Below are 16,081 nucleotides of genomic sequence, written 5' to 3' on the forward strand. Positions count from 1 at the left end.
CGGCAAGCTTCGTCGATTCGGCCGAGAAATCGGCGTCTTCGATGCGCGACTTGGCGTCTGCCAGATTCGTGACGGTCGACGTCAGATTGTCGACAGTCGCTTCGAGGCGGTTCTGCTGCGCACCGAGATTGGCACGCTGCGTCGCCACCGTCTGGATCGCGGCATCGAGAACGCTAAGCGCATCCGAAGCACCAGCGACATCCGAAAGATCGATATCCTCGACCAGGGCGGCGGTGACCACCGGCGGACCCGCGGCGGCCGCGCGGCCCAGCGAAGAAGCCCGCAGGTCGGCGATCGTGATCGTCACGCTCTCGCCCGAGTTGACACCCGTCTGGATGGCGATCGGCGTCGTCGTGGCGCTGCCGTCGAGCAGCTTGGTGCCGTTGAAGGTCGTGCGGTTCGCAATATCGCCGATCTGCGCGATCAGGGCGGTCACTTCGGTCTGCACCGCGGCGCGATCGGTCGTGCCGTTGGTGCCGTTGGCCGACTGGACAGCCAGTTCGCGCATACGAACGAGGATGTTCGAGATGTTGCCCATCGCGCCTTCGGCGGTCTGCGACAGCGAAATGCCGTCGTTGGCGTTGCGCACGGCCTGGTTCAGGCCGCGGACATTGGCGTCCATGCGGGTCGCGATGGCGAGGCCGGCGGCGTCGTCCTTCGCGCTGTTGATGCGCTTGCCGCTCGACAGGCGTTCCATCGCCTGCGACTGCGCCTTGCTGGCAACACGCGAGTTATTCTGGGCGCGAAGCGCACTCACATTGGTGTTGATGACGGTCATAATGATCCTTTCTGGCCTTGGTGGCCATTCCCGTTCGTGCGGCTCGGTGCGCGTCACTCAATCCAGTAACGGCAGGTAACGACACGGCTTAAGCGGCACGCATATAAAATCTTGGCGGCCCCTCCTCGCCGAAGCGCGCGGGCCAAAGACACCCCGGCCGCAGGCCGGGGTATCCATGTCAGGCTATCAAAGGGATCAACCCGAATAGCCCGAATCTTCGTCGCTCAGCTTAGCCGCGGAGCAGGTTCATCACGCCCTGCTGGCTCTGGTTCGCCTGGGCGAGCATCGCGGTCGATGCCTGCGACAGGATGCCGGCGGCGGCAAGCTTCGTCGATTCGGCCGAGAAATCGGCGTCTTCGATGCGCGACTTGGCGTCTGCCAGATTCGTGACGGTCGACGTCAGATTGTCGACAGTCGCTTCGAGGCGGTTCTGCTGCGCACCGAGGTTGGCACGCTGCGTCGCGACCGTCTGGATGCCCGTGTCGAGCAGGCCGAGCGCCGTCCCGGCACCGGCAGCCGTCGACAGGTCGACCGCGGCGACGCCGAGGCCGGCTGCAGTGAGGTTGCCGATCGCGATCGTCACGCTCTCGCCCGAGTTGACACCCGTCTGGATTGCAATCGACGTACCGCCCGAAAGCAGGTTGGTGCCGTTGAAGGTCGTGCGGCTCGCAATATCGCCGATCTGCGCGACCAGGGCGGTCACTTCGGTCTGGATTGCGGTGCGATCGGTCGTGCCGTTGGTGCCGTTGGCCGACTGGACAGCCAGTTCGCGCATACGAACGAGGATGTTCGAGATGTTGCCCATCGCGCCTTCGGCGGTCTGCGACAGCGAAATGCCGTCGTTGGCGTTGCGCACGGCCTGGTTCAGGCCGCGGACATTGGCGTCCATGCGGGTCGCGATGGCGAGGCCGGCGGCGTCGTCCTTCGCGCTGTTGATGCGCTTGCCGCTCGACAGGCGTTCCATCGCCTGCGACTGCGCCTTGCTGGCAACACGCGAGTTATTCTGGGCGCGAAGCGCGCTCACATTGGTGTTGATGACGGTCATAATGATCCTTTCCGGCCTCGATGGCCATTCCCATGATGTGAGGGCTCGAGGAGCGGTCACGATTGCAGTAACGGCGAAGGGCGGAGGCGCTTAAGCCCACCCGTCAAAAAAATGCCGGATGCGCACAGGATCCGGATCGGAAGTCGCACATGGCACTGAAAATGCGCATTTAAATTTATTGGCACGGCCTTTGCATTCTTCTTTTGCGTGCGGCGCACCGCCGCGCACAGGACGGATGGAAAGCAATGAGCACGATTGACCCGAGCCGGCTGCTGCAGATGCGCAGTTCGATCCTCAATCAGAACCAGGCGCTGCAACGTGCCGCCGGAAAAGGCGGCGCCGGGGCCAGCGAAGGCATCGGCGGAACGCCCGATTTCGGGGCCGCGATCAACAATGCGCTGCAGCAGGTCAACGCCCAGCAGTCGAAGGCGAGCCAGGTCACCGAAGCCTATGAGCGCGGCGACACGCACGACATCGTCAGCGTGATGATCGAGCGCCAGAAAGCCTCGCTCGGCTTCGAAACCACCCTGCAAGTCCGCAACAAGCTGCTGTCCGCCTATCGCGACATCATGAACATGCCGGTGTAATCCATGGCCGAGACCCAGATCCTTACCCCCGTCGACGACGGGTCCGCGAACCGCCTCCCCGCCCCCGTCCTCGGCGGCCGCTTCGCACCTTTCACGCAATTCGTCCGCCAGCCGGCGGTGCAGCGCGCGCTGCCCGCGATCGCGATGACCTCGGCGATCGGCATCGCCGCGCTCGCCTATTTCACGATGCAGGCCGCGCCGCAGGCACAGCTGTTCGCCGGGCTCGACGACAGCGACAAGGCGGCGGTCGCCGACGCGCTGCAGACGCAGGGCATCGCCCACAGCATCGACCCGACCACCGGCGCGCTGACCGTCGACGCCAGCAAGCTCCATCAGGCGCGCATCGCGCTCGCCGGGCAAGGCCTGCCGAAAGCGGCGCCGAGCGGCGACAGCCTGATCGCCGCACTGCCCATGGGGTCGAGCCGCGCGATCGAAGGCGAAGCGCTGCGTTCCGCACGCGAAGCCGACCTGTCGCGCACGATCGAGACGATCGATGCGGTCAAGAGCGCACGTGTCCATGTCGCCGCCGCCGAACCCAGCCTGTTCGTCCGCGAAGACAAGCCCGCAACCGCCTCGGTGATGCTGACCTTGCAGAACGGCCGCTCGCTCAGCGACGGCCAGGTGCAGGCCATCCGCTTCCTCGTCGCCTCGTCGATCCCCGGCATGAACGCCGATCAGGTGTCGGTGATCGACCAGCGCGGCGCGCTGCTGTCCGACACCGCGAGCGGCAGCGACATGAAGGCTTTCCAACTCCAGCTCCAGGTCGAAGACCGCTTCCGCCGCGCGCTCGACACCTTGCTCGGCCCGATGCTCGGCGCCGGCAACTACACCGTCGAAGTCCACGCCGACGTCGACATGTCCGAAAGCCAGGCGACGCGCGAAAGCTTCCCCGAAAACGACCGTGCGCTCACCAGCGAACAGATCACGCGCTCGACCAGCGGCACGAGCAACGCCCCCGCGGTCGGCATTCCCGGCGCGCTGTCGAACCAGCCGCCGCAGGCGACCACGATCGCTGCGACCGGGCCGCAACCCGTTCCCGCCCCCGCCCCCACGGCCGGGACCGAGAGCAACGAGAACGCCGCCCGCGCCTATGAAGTCGGGCGCGAGATTTCGGTGACGCACTCGCCGCAGGGCAAACTTCGCCGCGTTTCGGTCGCGGTCGCGCTCAATCAGGGCAAGAAGGCGCTGACGCAGGCCGACCTCACCAAGATCGACAATCTGGTCAAAGGCGCCATCGGCTATGATGCGACGCGCGGCGACCTTGTCGCGATCAACCAGCGCCCGTTCGTCGTGGCCGAAGACACGTCGCCCGCCTTCTACGACCAGGGCTGGTTCATGCCGCTGATCCAGCAGGTCGGCGCGATCCTCGCCGCGCTGCTCGCCTTCCTGTTCATCGGCCGCCCGATGATCCGCGCCGCGAAGGAACGCGCCGCGAAACGCATCGCCCAGAATCAGGAGCTCGAAGCCTCGCTGCTCGCCGCAACCGACCGCCCGGCGCTCGCCAGCGGTCAGGGCGGACGCGAAATCACGCTCGAGATGATCGAACAGGCGCCGAGCTATGAAGCGCGGGCCAATCTCGTCCGCGCCTTCGTCCGCCAGGATTCGGCGCGCGCCGCGCTCGTCGTCCGCCACCTGATGCAGGAGGGCGCCCGTGCCTGACGCCGCCGAAATGGACCTTTCGCCCGCCACCCCGGCCATCGACGGATCGTCCGCCGCCGCCATCCTGCTGATGCTGCTCGACGAAAGCGAAGCCGCGACGATCCTGAAGCAGCTCGCCCCTGAAGAAGTCCGCCAGCTCGCGAAGTCGATGTTCGACACCGCCAATGCGAGCGAGCAGCAGATCGGGCAGGCGCTCGATCGCTTCGTGACGCGCAGCCGCGATGTCAGCGCGCTGGCGATCGGCGCCGACACCCGCATCCGCACCGTGATCAACGAAGCCGTCGGCAATGTCCGCGCCGACAATATCCTCGCCGCCGTCGCGCCGCAGCGGAGCGCCGCGTCGCTCGAAATGCTGCGCTGGATGGACGTCGACGCGATCAGCGGGCTGCTCGCCAGCGAGCATCCGCAGGTCGGCGCGCTGATCCTCTCGGTGCTCGTCCCCGACGTCGCCGCACGCGCGATCGAGACGCTCGACGAAGTGCTCCAGGCCGATCTCGTGCTGCGCGCGGCGCAGCTGACCTCGGTTCCCGCCGCCGCGATCGAGGATCTCGAATCGGTGCTCGCGAGCGCCAATGTCGACGGCCAGCGCGTCGCCAAGCAAGCGATCGGCGGCCCGAGCGACGTCGCGAAGATCATGAAGAAGATGCCGAAGCAGCTGAGCGAGCGCACGCTCCGTTCGCTGAAGAAGCACGACCGCATCCTCGCGCAGACGATCGAGGAAGAGATGTTCATCTTCGAAAATCTGCGCGACCTCGACAAGAAGAGCCTCAGCAGCGTGCTGCGCTCGGTCGACGCCGCCCAGCTCGCGATCGCGCTCAAGGGCGCCGACGAAGAGATGGTCGACATGTGCCTTGCCACCATGTCGCAGCGCGCCGCCGAAACGATCCGCGACGAAATGGCTGAAATGACGATGGTCAAGCGCGCCGACGTCGACGATGCACAGAAGAGCGTGATGCAGATCGTTCGCCAGATGGCGGCGGCCGGCGAAATCATGATCGCGGGCGGCGGCGACGACTATGTCTGATCGTCCCGCCACGGCGAGCTTTGCCCCCATTGCCCTGGCCGACGCGATGGCGCGGGGCAGCGGCTTTCGCCCGCTAACCTTCGCCCCCGCGGCTTATGCCGAGCAGGACGAGCTGGAAATCCCCGCCGACGCCGATCTCGACGACCCCTTCGCCCGCGGCCTCGCCGAAGGGCAGCGCCTTGCCGAGGCGGCCTTCGTCGCCGAACGCCACCAGCTTCTCGCCCTGCTCGCGGGTGCCGAGGCCTTGCAGGACGAACCGAGCGAGGAACTCGCGCAACTGATCGCCGACACCGTCGAACGGCTGGTGCGCCAGATCGTGGCCTCGGCGCCGATCGACGCCGACTGGTTGCAGGCGCAGGCCGAAACCGCCGCGGCGATGGTCGCCGACGCCGACAAGGCCCGCACGCTTTGGGTCCATCCCGAAGATGCCGCGCTGCTCGCCGACTGCCCGCTGACGCTGGCGATCGAGAGCGACGCCGCGATGATGCGCGGCACGGTCCGGATCGAAACCTCGACCGGCTGGATCGAGCATGGACGCGCGGTCTATCTCGACGAACTGCGCGCCGCGCTCGGCACCGGGGACGCCGCATGACGCGCCGCCTCGCCCTCTCCGCGCAGCAACTGCTCGATCCCGTCGACCTGACGCACGCGAGCCCGCGCCGCATCGGCACGCTCGTCTCGCACGAAGGCATCATGCTCGAAGTCTCGGGTTTCCCGCAGCCGCTCGGCAGCAACGTCCGCATCAAGTCGGCCGACAACGACTATGTCTATGGCGAAGTCGTCGGCTTTCGCGGTCACCGCAGCCTCGTCCTGCCCTTCGACACGAACAAGCCGCTCGTCACCGGCGCCCCCGTTGAACCGCATGGCGCCAGCTCGATGGTCCCCGTCGGCAAGGCGCTGCTCGGCCGCATCATGGATGCGCAGGGCAACCCGCTCGACGGCCGCCCGCCGATCCAGTCGCAGTTCCAGTGGCCGCTCGCCAGCCGCAAGGTCAACCCGCTGCGCCGCGGCCGCGTCACCCGCGCGCTCAACATGGGCGTGCGCGCGATCAACGGCCTGCTCACCGTCGGCGAAGGCCAGCGCGTCGCGATCATCGCGGGTTCGGGCGTCGGCAAGTCGGTGCTGATGGGCCAGATGATCGCGGGCACCGAATGCGACGTCATCGTCGTCGGGCTGATCGGCGAGCGTAGCCGCGAAGTCAGCGACTTCGTCGAGACCAAGCTGCCGCCCGAAGTCCGCAAGAAATCGGTCGTCGTCGCGGTTCCCGCCGACCATCCGCCGCTGCTTCGCCTGCGCGCCGCGATGCGCGCGACCGCGATCGCAGAGGCGTTCCGCGCCGAAGGCAAGAAGGTGCTGCTGCTGATCGACAGCCTGACGCGCGTCGCCCATGCGCAGCGCGAGATCGGGCTGACCCTCGGCGAACCGCCGACGATGAAGGGTTATCCGCCCTCGGTCTTCGCGCTGATCCCGTCGCTGTGCGAACGCGCCGGCATCGACCGCGAAACGGGCGGCTCGGTCACCGCGCTCTACACCGTGCTCGCCGACGGCGGCGACATCGACGATCCCGTCGTCGACAGCGCGCGCGCGATCGTCGACGGTCATATCATCCTTTCGCGCCAGCTCGCCGAACAGGGCGTCTATCCCGCGATCGACGTCGCCCGCTCGCTGTCGCGCACGATGGTCGATTCGGTCGATCCCGACCACGCCGCCGCCGCCGCGCGCTTCCGCCAGCTCTGGTCCGCTTATGAAGAGAACCGCGATCTGATGCTGATGGGCGCCTATGTCGCCGGCGGCGACCCGATACTCGACGAAGCCATCGCCCGCCACGCCGACCAGCTCGCCTTCGTGTCGCAGCCCGCCAAGGCGCAGGTCGATTTCGAATTTTCCCGCCAGACCCTGATTGAAGGATATTCCGCATGAACGCCCGCACCGCACGCCGCAAACGTATCATTCGCGTGCGCACCGTCGAACATCAGCAGGCCGAAGCCAACCTCGCGCGCGCCAATGGCGAGCTCGCGAACCTTGTCGAACTGGCGAAGCGCCTCGAAACGCTGCGCGTCGACCTCGCGATGGCCAAGGGTGCGGTCGCCGGCCGCGCGCTCAACACGATCGGCGAACTCGCGATGCGGCTCGATATCGCACAGGAAAGCCTGACTGCACCGCTGGCGGGCGCCAGCCAGCGCCGCGACGAAATGGGCGCGCGCGCGCAGAGCGCGATGGTGAAGGAAGAATCGGCGGTCCGCCTGTACGAACGCAGCCGCAAGTCGGCCGAAGCCGAGCTGGAACGCCGCAGCGACGCCAACCGCCCGCACCGCGCGCGCGCCGGGATGCGCCTGCGCCTGATCGAAGGCGGTGCGGCATGATGGGCGCGCCTTCCCTTCCCACGCCGCAGTCCGCGATGCCCGCGGGCTTTGCGGCATTTCTCGCCAATATCGGCCAGGTTCCGGACGGCACCGGCGAAGGCGCCGGCTTCGACCAGCTCCTCGCCGCCGCACCGGTGGCGGCGGCCCCGATCGCGGGCGCGGCTGCGACGATCCGTATCGCCCCCGCCGCGCCGCCTGCCGAAGCCGCGTTCACCCAAACCGAAACGGCGCCAGCCCAGATCGTGCCGGCCAAGGCCGATACGGCTGTCCAGGCCGCGGCGACGAACGGCGAGGCCGATGCCGCGGCGCTCGCCGCGAACCTGCTGGTCATGCTGAACGGCGCCGCGCCGGGCACCCTCCCCACATCCGGCAAGCCGGTTCAGGTCGAGGCCGAAGCCGATACGGCCAGCGAAACGGCGCCCAACGCCGACCCGTCGGCGGCCACGCCCGCAGCGAACTGGGCCGCGGTCGTTGCCGCCGCGATCCCGGCGGCCGCCAAGACCGCCAAGCCGGCCGCTACCCCGGGCGCCGCGGAGGCCGACACCGCACCGACCTTGCCCCTTACGCCGCGGCCGCAAGCCGCTGCGCTGCCGGCACCGGCGCTCCCCGGTGCCGAGGCGCCCGCCGCCAAGCCCGTCGACGCGGCGCCGTCGATGACGATCCTCTTCGCCCAGCCCGCAACACAGGGGGCAGCGACGCTTGCCGATACCGCCGCGCCCGCGCTCGTCGCCGAACGCGTGCTCGACATGGACAGCGACGGTGCATGGATCGACCAGCTCGCGCGCGACATTGCCGCGACGAAGTCGGACAATGGCGACATCAGCTTTCGCCTGATGCCCAAGCATCTCGGCCGCCTCGATGTCGCGATGCAAATGGGCGACGAAGGCGTGTCGCTGAAGATGGATACGCGCCATGAAGCGACCGCGACGATCGTCACTGCCGCGCAAGGCAAGCTTGTCGACGAACTGCGCCAGCAGGGCGTCCGCGTCGCCGGCGCCGAAGTGACCTGCACCCCGGGCGAAACCGGACGCCAGTCGCAGAGCCAGTCACAGGGTCAGGCCCGCACCGGCGCGCCCGACGCCGCCCACCTTATCGAAACCGCCACCGAGCGCGCCGAGCCGCGCGACGAAGAGCGCGCCGCCGACCGCCGCGGCCGCTTCGCCTGATCAGAAAGGGTCCGACCATGACCAAGGATAAAGTCGAAGCCGAGCCCAAGAAGAAGGGCAAGTTCAAGAAGCTGCTGCTGATCGGCGTCGCCGCGATCGCGCTGATCGGCGCGGGAGCCGGCGCCGGCATCTATTTCGGCGCGCTGTCGGCGCATGAGGCCAAGCCCGAGGATAATTATCCGAAGCTGGTCGAACGCAGCACCAAGGACGAGGCCCCCGCCGCCGAAGGCGCCGACAAGGAAGCCCCGCCGAAGGTCGGTACGGTGTCGGTCCCGAACGACAAGTTCAAGGTCGACCCGCGCAAATATGAGATCACCTATTATCCGATCACCGACGCCTTCACGACGAATCTCGCCGACGGATCGGGCTTCCTCCAGATCGGTATCAGCCTTTCGACCTTCTACGACGGCAAGGTTATCAATAATATCAAACGACAGGCCGTGCCTATCCGCTCGGTTGTGCTTATGGTGCTTGCCGAACAGGATCCGGCCTTGCTCGCGACATCGCAGGGGAAGCAGCGGCTTCAACGTCAGTTGACCGCCGCGATCAACGATGTGCTGCGCGACAAGGAAGGTTTCGGGGGGATCGATAATGTTTATTTCACGAGCCTGGTAATCCAGTGACCGTCCGTGCGAAATCGGTAAAGGCCGTCGCGGCCCCGGCCGCGCCTGCGGCCGAACCAGCCGATGCCAAGGCGTCGCTGCTGCTGCGCAAGGCGGAGGGCAGCTATGCCTTTCCCGCGCTCGAAGGCGTGGCGAACCAGTTTGCGCGCAGTCTGCGCGACCTTCTCCGCGCGCTCGGCGCGCCCGCGATCCAGGTCGAGCGCGCTGGCGCCGAGCAGACGAGCTTCGGCGACTGGAGCGCGTCCGCGGCACCCTCAATCTTCTGGCGCTATCATGCGCCGCCGCTGAAGGGGCCGGTGCTGCTCGCCGCGGCGCGGCCGCTGATCCTCCAGCTCGTCGACATCTTCTATGGCGGCAAGGGCAAGCTCGCGGGCGAACGCGAAGAGCTGACCGACGCCGAAGAGCGTTTCGCCGCGCGCCTCGGCCGCGACATGGGGCTGCAGCTCGCCGCCGCCTGGCGCGACAAGCTCGGGCTCGAACCCGAGCTCGACTGCGTCACCGGTGATCCCGCCAAGCTCGCCGCAGTACGCGCCGACGATGATATGCTCGTCCAGCGCTTCATCCTGCGCGGCGCGCCGTTCGAGGGGCGGACGATCGTCTGCGCCTATCCCGTCGCCGCGCTGCGCGGCGTCGTGGGGGCCGAGTTGCTTCCCGAAATGCAGAGCGCCAGCACCGTCGATCCTTTGTGGTCGGGTGCGCTCGACAAGGCCTTGCGCGACGTGCGCATGCCGGTCCGATCGGTGCTCGCGCGCCCCGAAATCAGCCTCGTCAAGCTGCTCGCGCTCGAAGTCGGCGACATCATTCCGCTTACCATGCCGCGCCATGTGCCGGTGACCGTCGCCGGCCGCAGCTTTGCGTTCGGCAGCATCGGCGAGGCCAATGGCAACGCCGCCATCATGATCGACCATATCGAAAAAGGACCGGACCATGACTGATATCAGCGACGCCCCGAAGGCGCGCGCCGACCGGCGCGACAAGTCGATCGCCGCCGCCCCCAATTTCGACCTGCTCGCCGGCGTTTCGCTGCGCGTGTCGGTCGAGGTCGGGTCGACCTCGATGACGCTCGCCGAGCTGCTGTCGATCGACGAAGGCAGCGTGATCGAGCTCGACCGCGCCGCGACCGACCTGCTCGACATCTATGCCAATGGCACGCTCATCGCGAAGGGCGAGATCGTCAGCGTCGATGGCCGTTACGGTATCCAGGTCGCCGAAGTCGTCGCGCCCGCGCGCGGACTCGAAGGCTTCGAGCGGAGGGCCTGATGCTCGAATATATCCTCCGCCTGCTTATCCTGCTGCCGATCGTCGGCGGCATGGCGTGGGGCAGCCTGTGGCTGTGGAAGCGCGTCCAGATGGGCGTACCGCTCGTCGGCGGCGCTACCAAGACGCGCGCCGTCGAAATGATCGACGTGCTGCCGCTCGGTCCCGGGTCGAAGCTCGCGGTGGTCGAATTTGCAGGGCAGCGCGTCCTGATCGCGGTGTCGCGTAACGGCATCACGCGCATCGCCGACGACAGCCAGGGCGATTTCCATGCGGACTGATCGCCGCTTCTGGTTGCGCGCCGCGGCGCTCGCGGGCGGTGCCGCGCTGCTCTGCGCCGCGCCCGCCGCCTATGCGCAAGCCGCCGACGGGTTGAACCGCGCGGTGGCCGAGATCGGCGGCGATGGCCGTCCGCTCAGCCTGTCGCTCCAGATCCTCGTCCTGATGAGCCTGCTGACGGTCCTGCCGTCGCTGCTCCTGATGATGACCAGCTTCACGCGCATCATCATCGTGCTCTCGATCCTGCGCCACGCGCTCGGGCTCCAGCAGACGCCGCCGAACCAGGTCCTCGTCGGATTGAGCCTCTTTCTCTCGCTGTTCGTGATGCAGCCGGTTATCAGCGAAGTGAACCGCGTCGCGATCGAACCTTATGGACAGGAACAGATCGATATCGGCGAAGCCGTATCGCGTTCGGGCGTTGCGCTCCACGGTTTCATGATGAAGCAGACGCGCAAGACCGACCTGATGATGTTCGCCAAGATCGCCAAGGCGCCGACCTATGCGAGCCCGAAGGACGTGCCCTTCTCGATCCTGCTGCCCGCCTTCGTCACCAGCGAACTCAAGACCGCGTTCCAGATCGGCTTCCTCATCTTCCTGCCCTTCCTCGTCATCGACCTGATCGTCGCGTCGGCGCTGATGTCGCTCGGCATGATGATGCTGTCGCCGACGATCATATCGATGCCCTTCAAGCTGCTGCTCTTCGTTCTCGTCGACGGCTGGGCGCTGACGATGGGATCGCTTGCCTCCTCCTTTGTGGGTTAGCTGGGGTCTATCAATATGGGATTGATCCACCTTGATTGTGCTGTGCAGCCCGCTGACAAGGAGCGGGGCGCAGCGCGGGCCGGTAGCCGGTGCAAGACCCGCGACGCTGCTCAGCGGGCTGCACAGCGCAACCCCTTTGGGGCGGGCCGATTTTGGCCCATTGCTGCGTTGCTCGTCGGGCACGATGAACCACATCGCGCCTCTCCTCGCGTCTTGCACTGGGCCAAAATCGGCTCCGTCAAGGCGGTTCAATCCCATATTGGTAGACCCTAATGGAGGCGGATTATTTCATCGGGGTAGCGCAGCAGTCGCTGTGGATTCTCGCCCTCGCCTCGGCGCCGCTGCTGCTGCCGGTGCTCGTGATAGGCGTGCTGCTCGGCATGGTGCAGGCCGCGACCTCGATCAGCGAACAGACGCTGACCTTCGTGCCGAAGCTGATCGTCGCGGCGATATGCCTCGCGATCTTCGGCGGCAGCATCCTCGTGCTGCTCACCGATTTCACCCGCGAGCTGTTCGCGCAAATCCCGGCGTTGGTTCGGTAAAAGGGAATGAGCGCCAGCCGCTCTTTGTTCTTCCCCCTTGATGGGGGAGGCAGCGAGACTTGCCAGCTTGCTGGCTTAGTCGCAGCGGTGGGGGTGCGGCCTCGGCCTGAAGCGACTGTGCAAGGATGCGCCATCACCCCCGTCCAACTCCGCCTAGCGCCTACGGCGCAAGGCTGCGTATCCTTCCCCCATCAAGGGGGAAGGATCGTGAGTTCCCGAGCCCGATGAACCCCGCCGACATCCCGAATATCGAGGCGATGCTCCAGCTCTGGATGCTGGGGATGATCCGTCCCGGGGCCGCGTTCATCGCCGCACCGGTGTTCGGCGCGACCAGCGTGCCGGTGCAGCTTCGCCTGGTGATCGCGCTCGCGGTCGGGGTGCCCGCGGTCGCCGCGTCGGGCATGACGCTGCCGCCCGAGGGGATCGTCTCGGTTCCCGGTGTCCTGCTTGTCATCGGCGAAGTCGTGATCGGCCTTGCGATCGGCTTCGTCCTCCAGATGGGGCTTGCCGCCGCGCTGCTCGCGGGCGAGGCGATCAGCAACGCGATGGGGCTCGGCTTCGCATCGATGGTCGATCCGCTGAGCGGCGCGTCGAGCTCGGCGATCGGCCAGTTCCTCTCGATGCTCGCGACCGCGCTCTTCCTCGCCGCCGATGGCCATCTCGTACTCATCGACATTATCGTCGACAGCTATAGCGCGCTCCCGCCCGGCAACGCCTTTCCGTCCTGGGATGCGATCGGCGGGCTGCTGCGCTTCGGCAGCCTGATGTTCGCCGCGGGGCTCACGATCGCCATGCCGGTCGGCTTCGTGCTGATCCTCGTCCAGATCATCATGGGCGTGATCGGCCGCTCGGCGCCCGCGCTCAACCTCTTCGCGGTCGGCATCCCCGCGACCCTGCTCGCCGGGATCGTGCTGCTCGGCGTCGCAACGCCGGCGATGGCCGAAGCGATCGCGCGCATCCTGTCCGACGCGCTCGACGCCGCACGCATGATGGCGGGGATCTAGGCGATGGCGGGGGCGACCGAAAAGGACCAGAAGACCGAACAGCCGACGGCGAAGAAGCTGGCGGATTCGGCGCGCGAAGGCGATGTGCTGATGTCGCGCGAGCTGGCCACGGCGCTGATGATGCTCGCCGCGGCCGGGTGGATCGTCGCCGCGGGCGGCTGGTTCGTGCAATCGGCGGGCGACCTCCTGCGCCGCGGCCTGACCCTCACCGCCGCCGACGTCGCCGATTTCGCGCCCGCCGAGGCGCTGATGCGCAACGGGGTCGAGATCCTGCTGCCGCTCGCGAGCCTGTTCGCGCTCGCGCTCGGCGCCGCCGTCGCGGGTCCGGCGATGCTCGGCTCGATCGGCTGGCGCGGCAAGGCGCTGCACTTCAAGGGCAACCGGCTGAACCCGCTGAGCGGGCTCAAGCGCATGTTCGGGATGCAGGGCGCCACCGAGCTGGGCAAGGCGCTCGCGAAAGTGCTGCTCCTCGGCACCATCGGTTACTGGCTCGTCGAAAAGAGCCTGCCCGCCATCATGACGATGGCGACGACCGACCTGATCGCCGCGATCGGGCTCGCCGGAAAAGCGATCGGCCATGCGATGCTGACGCTCGCCGGCGGGCTGGTCGTCATCGCGCTGATCGACGTGCCGGTGCAATGGTTCCAGCGCAACAAGCGCCTGATGATGAGCAAGCAGGAGGTGAAGGACGAAATGCGCCAGTCCGACGGCGCACCCGAACTCAAGCAGGCGCAGCGCCAGCGTGCGCACGATATATTGAGCGGATCGGCGCGCAAGGCGGTGTCCGACGCGACCGTCGTCCTGACCAATCCGACGCATTTCTCCGTCGCGCTGCGCTACCGCCCGGGGGTCGACGCGGCGCCCGTCGTCGTCGCGCGCGGCCGCGGCGATGTCGCGCTGTCGATCCGCGAACTCGCGCGCGGCGCCGATGTTCCCATCCTCGAATATCCGCAGCTCACCCGTGCGATCTATTTCACCGCGCGCGCCGGGCGTGTCATTCCGGAAGAGCTGTTCGTCGCGGTCGCGACGGTGCTCGCCTTCGTCTTCCAGCTGGAGCGTGCGGTCGCCGACGGCATCGTCCAGCCCGCGGTCGACGTACCGCCCTCGCATCATTTCGACCCCGAAGGGCGCCGCTCCGCTTAATATCGCTCCGCCGCCGCCGTTAAGGGGTTCGAAGGATATTCTGCCATGGTCAGTTCAATCGCCAACTCCCTGGGCTTCGGCTCGGGTATCGACACGAAACAGCTGGTCACCGACCTGTCGAACGCGTCGCGCGATCCCAAGATCAAGCGCATGACCTCGCTGACGCAGGCGAACCAGACGCGCATCAGCGCGCTCGCGCAGGCGCGATCCGATCTCGAGGGCTTTGCCGATTCGCTCGGCCAGATGATCAGCGACGGAACCCTGCGCAGCACGCCGACGGTGTCCGACGAGAGCGTGCTTGGCGCCACCGCGCGTGCCGGGCTGGCCGCCGACAGCTTCGCCGCGACCGTCATCGTCAACCAGCTCGCGCGCGCGCAGAGCAATTATTCGGGCGTCGTCGCCGACCGCGCCGCGGCGATCGGCACCGGCACGATGACGCTGACCGTCGGCGGGGTCGCCAAGACGATCACCATCGGCGCCGCGAACAACAGCCTCGACGGCCTCGCCAATGCGATCAATGCCAGCGGCGCGGGCGTGACCGCGTCGATCATCGCCGACGAAGGCGGGCACCGTCTGATCCTGAAAGGACCGTCGGGCGCCGCGAACGCCTTCACCCTCGCCGCCGACGCCGGCGCCGATCCCGGCCTCTCCGCCTTTGCAACCGCAGGCGGGATGACGCAGGGCCAGAGCGCGGCCAACGCCGAATTCACGATCGACGGCGTCACGTTCAGCCGCGCGACGAACATCATCGACGACGTCGTGCCCGGCATGTCGCTCACGCTCAAGAAGGCCGCGCCCGGGCAGCCCGTCGATATCGGCGCCAGCCGCCCGCTCGACATGATCAAACAGACCGTCGGCGACTTCGTCTCGGTCTATAACCAGCTCAAGAAAAGCCTGGCATCCGCCGCCGGCCTTTCGGGGTCGACGAGCTCGCTGCGCGAGCTCGAGCGCGAGCTTTCGGGTCTCGTCGGCAAGGTGATTTCGAGCCATGGCAGCATCAACAAGCTGACCGATATCGGGATCGCGACGACCAAGGAAGGCCTGCTCAGCCTCGACAATGCCAAGCTCGCCAAGGTGCTCGAAACCGACGCGGGCGCGGTCGAGGCCCTCTTCAATCCGCGGCGCGACGCGACGCACAACGAAACGACCGACCCGGGCATCGCCTTTGCGCTCGACGCGATCCGCGACAAGGCGGTTGCCACCGACGGCGTGATCGACCGGGTGACCAAGTCGCTCGAGGGCACCAAGAAGACGCTCGCCGAGCAGCTCGAGAAAATCGAGGTGCGCGAAGACGTCTACCGCAAGCGCCTCGAGAAACAATATGGCGCGCTCGACGCCAGGCTCGCCGCGTTCAAGGCGACGCAGACCTACCTCGAACAACAGATCAAGCTCTGGACCAACCAGGGTAACGACTAGGGACCGCCACCGTGACCGCTACCGCCTCGACCGTCCGGGCGACCGGGCTTTATCGCCGCTTGCAGCAGGAAAGCCGCGCCGCCGCCGCCGACCCGGTCGAGCTGGTCACGATGCTCTATGACGAACTCGAAACCGCGATCGGCGTTCTTGCGGCGATGGTCCGGCAGGGGCAGCGCGTGTCGGCAACCGAGCCCGCGCACCGCGCACGCGCGATCCTGATCGGCCTCGACGCCGGGCTCGATCACGACAAGGGGGGCGATGTCGCCGCGGCCTTGTCGCGCGTCTATCGCAGCATGCGACGCAAGCTCGACGAAGCCGTGGCACAAAACGATGCCGAGGCGCTGGCCGACCTTCTCGAAGGAATCCTGACCGTCAGCGCCGCCTGGCGGCAGCTTCGCTGAACCCAGTTCCGCGCAAATAGGGCAACGGCCCG

Annotated in this window: 19 protein-coding genes; 17 read left to right on the forward strand and 2 right to left on the reverse strand. The window is 67.3% G+C overall.

Annotation, left to right across the window (positions count from 1 at the left end; translation table 11 throughout):
* Together ACIPPQ_RS05020 and ACIPPQ_RS05025 are read right to left on the reverse strand one after the other, a co-directional pair.
* Nucleotides 1-778: flagellin N-terminal helical domain-containing protein (locus ACIPPQ_RS05020; protein ID WP_446543114.1), on the reverse strand; the 778-nt coding region annotated here is incomplete at its 3' end.
* A gap of 229 nt (nt 779-1,007) precedes the next feature.
* Entirely contained in the window at nt 1,008-1,823 is an 816-nt protein-coding gene (locus ACIPPQ_RS05025) for a flagellin N-terminal helical domain-containing protein (protein ID WP_446543115.1), read from the reverse strand.
* A gap of 245 nt (nt 1,824-2,068) precedes the next feature.
* Between ACIPPQ_RS05025 and fliE the strand changes: the two genes are divergently transcribed.
* From fliE to ACIPPQ_RS05110, 17 genes are all read left to right on the forward strand, one after another.
* Nucleotides 2,069-2,410, forward strand: a complete 342-nt coding sequence (fliE, locus tag ACIPPQ_RS05030; RefSeq protein WP_327456339.1) for a flagellar hook-basal body complex protein FliE — start codon at nt 2,069-2,071, stop codon at nt 2,408-2,410.
* Between the two features lie 3 nt (nt 2,411-2,413).
* A complete protein-coding gene (gene fliF, locus ACIPPQ_RS05035) occupies nt 2,414-4,069 on the forward strand; it encodes a flagellar basal-body MS-ring/collar protein FliF (protein ID WP_446543116.1) in 1,656 nt (551 codons plus the stop codon).
* Nucleotides 4,062-5,093 (forward strand): flagellar motor switch protein FliG, encoded by a 1,032-nt coding sequence (gene fliG, locus ACIPPQ_RS05040; RefSeq protein ID WP_446543117.1) that lies wholly within the window; start codon nt 4,062-4,064, stop codon nt 5,091-5,093. The genes fliF and fliG overlap by 8 nt, the downstream gene beginning before the upstream one ends.
* Nucleotides 5,086-5,685 carry a FliH/SctL family protein gene (locus ACIPPQ_RS05045; RefSeq protein WP_446543118.1) on the forward strand — a complete coding sequence of 200 codons (600 nt, stop codon included), beginning with the start codon at nt 5,086-5,088 and terminating at the stop codon, nt 5,683-5,685. The genes fliG and ACIPPQ_RS05045 overlap by 8 nt, the downstream gene beginning before the upstream one ends.
* Entirely contained in the window at nt 5,682-7,013 is a 1,332-nt protein-coding gene (locus ACIPPQ_RS05050; RefSeq protein ID WP_446543119.1) for a FliI/YscN family ATPase, read from the forward strand. Before ACIPPQ_RS05045 ends, ACIPPQ_RS05050 begins: the two co-directional genes overlap by 4 nt.
* Complete coding sequence (locus tag ACIPPQ_RS05055) at nt 7,010-7,456, forward strand: hypothetical protein (RefSeq protein ID WP_327456349.1); 447 nt, start codon at nt 7,010-7,012, stop codon at nt 7,454-7,456. Before ACIPPQ_RS05050 ends, ACIPPQ_RS05055 begins: the two co-directional genes overlap by 4 nt.
* Nucleotides 7,453-8,622, forward strand: coding sequence for a flagellar hook-length control protein FliK (locus ACIPPQ_RS05060; protein WP_446543120.1), 1,170 nt, complete (start codon nt 7,453-7,455; stop codon nt 8,620-8,622). The genes ACIPPQ_RS05055 and ACIPPQ_RS05060 overlap by 4 nt, the downstream gene beginning before the upstream one ends.
* Before the next feature lie 17 nt (nt 8,623-8,639).
* Complete coding sequence (locus ACIPPQ_RS05065) at nt 8,640-9,245, forward strand: flagellar basal body-associated FliL family protein (protein WP_327456353.1); 606 nt, start codon at nt 8,640-8,642, stop codon at nt 9,243-9,245.
* Nucleotides 9,242-10,180 (forward strand): flagellar motor switch protein FliM, encoded by a 939-nt coding sequence (locus ACIPPQ_RS05070; RefSeq protein ID WP_446543121.1) that lies wholly within the window; start codon nt 9,242-9,244, stop codon nt 10,178-10,180. Before ACIPPQ_RS05065 ends, ACIPPQ_RS05070 begins: the two co-directional genes overlap by 4 nt.
* The gene (gene fliN, locus ACIPPQ_RS05075) at nt 10,173-10,505 is read left to right on the forward strand and encodes a flagellar motor switch protein FliN (RefSeq protein ID WP_327456357.1); all 333 of its coding nucleotides are present in this window, start codon (nt 10,173-10,175) and stop codon (nt 10,503-10,505) included. Before ACIPPQ_RS05070 ends, fliN begins: the two co-directional genes overlap by 8 nt.
* Nucleotides 10,505-10,783 (forward strand): flagellar biosynthetic protein FliO, encoded by a 279-nt coding sequence (locus tag ACIPPQ_RS05080; protein WP_446543122.1) that lies wholly within the window; start codon nt 10,505-10,507, stop codon nt 10,781-10,783. The genes fliN and ACIPPQ_RS05080 overlap by 1 nt, the downstream gene beginning before the upstream one ends.
* A complete protein-coding gene (gene fliP / locus ACIPPQ_RS05085; protein ID WP_446543123.1) occupies nt 10,773-11,543 on the forward strand; it encodes a flagellar type III secretion system pore protein FliP in 771 nt (256 codons plus the stop codon). Before ACIPPQ_RS05080 ends, fliP begins: the two co-directional genes overlap by 11 nt.
* 272 nt (nt 11,544-11,815) lie before the next feature.
* On the forward strand, nt 11,816-12,085 hold the full coding sequence (locus tag ACIPPQ_RS05090; protein WP_446543124.1) for a flagellar biosynthetic protein FliQ: 270 nt from the start codon (nt 11,816-11,818) through the stop codon (nt 12,083-12,085).
* 224 nt (nt 12,086-12,309) lie between these two features.
* The gene (gene fliR / locus ACIPPQ_RS05095) at nt 12,310-13,089 is read left to right on the forward strand and encodes a flagellar biosynthetic protein FliR (RefSeq protein ID WP_446543125.1); all 780 of its coding nucleotides are present in this window, start codon (nt 12,310-12,312) and stop codon (nt 13,087-13,089) included.
* Nucleotides 13,090-13,092: 3 nt separating this feature from the next.
* Nucleotides 13,093-14,232: a flagellar type III secretion system protein FlhB gene (gene flhB, locus ACIPPQ_RS05100; protein ID WP_446543126.1), complete on the forward strand. Its 1,140-nt coding sequence runs from the start codon at nt 13,093-13,095 to the stop codon at nt 14,230-14,232.
* 45 nt (nt 14,233-14,277) lie between these two features.
* Nucleotides 14,278-15,648 (forward strand): flagellar filament capping protein FliD, encoded by a 1,371-nt coding sequence (fliD, locus tag ACIPPQ_RS05105; RefSeq protein ID WP_446543127.1) that lies wholly within the window; start codon nt 14,278-14,280, stop codon nt 15,646-15,648.
* 11 nt (nt 15,649-15,659) lie between these two features.
* Nucleotides 15,660-16,049: a flagellar export chaperone FliS gene (locus ACIPPQ_RS05110; protein WP_327456371.1), complete on the forward strand. Its 390-nt coding sequence runs from the start codon at nt 15,660-15,662 to the stop codon at nt 16,047-16,049.
* Nucleotides 16,050-16,081 lie beyond the last annotated feature (32 nt).

The sequence above is a fragment of the Sphingopyxis sp. LARHCG72 genome (genome assembly GCF_052871675.1).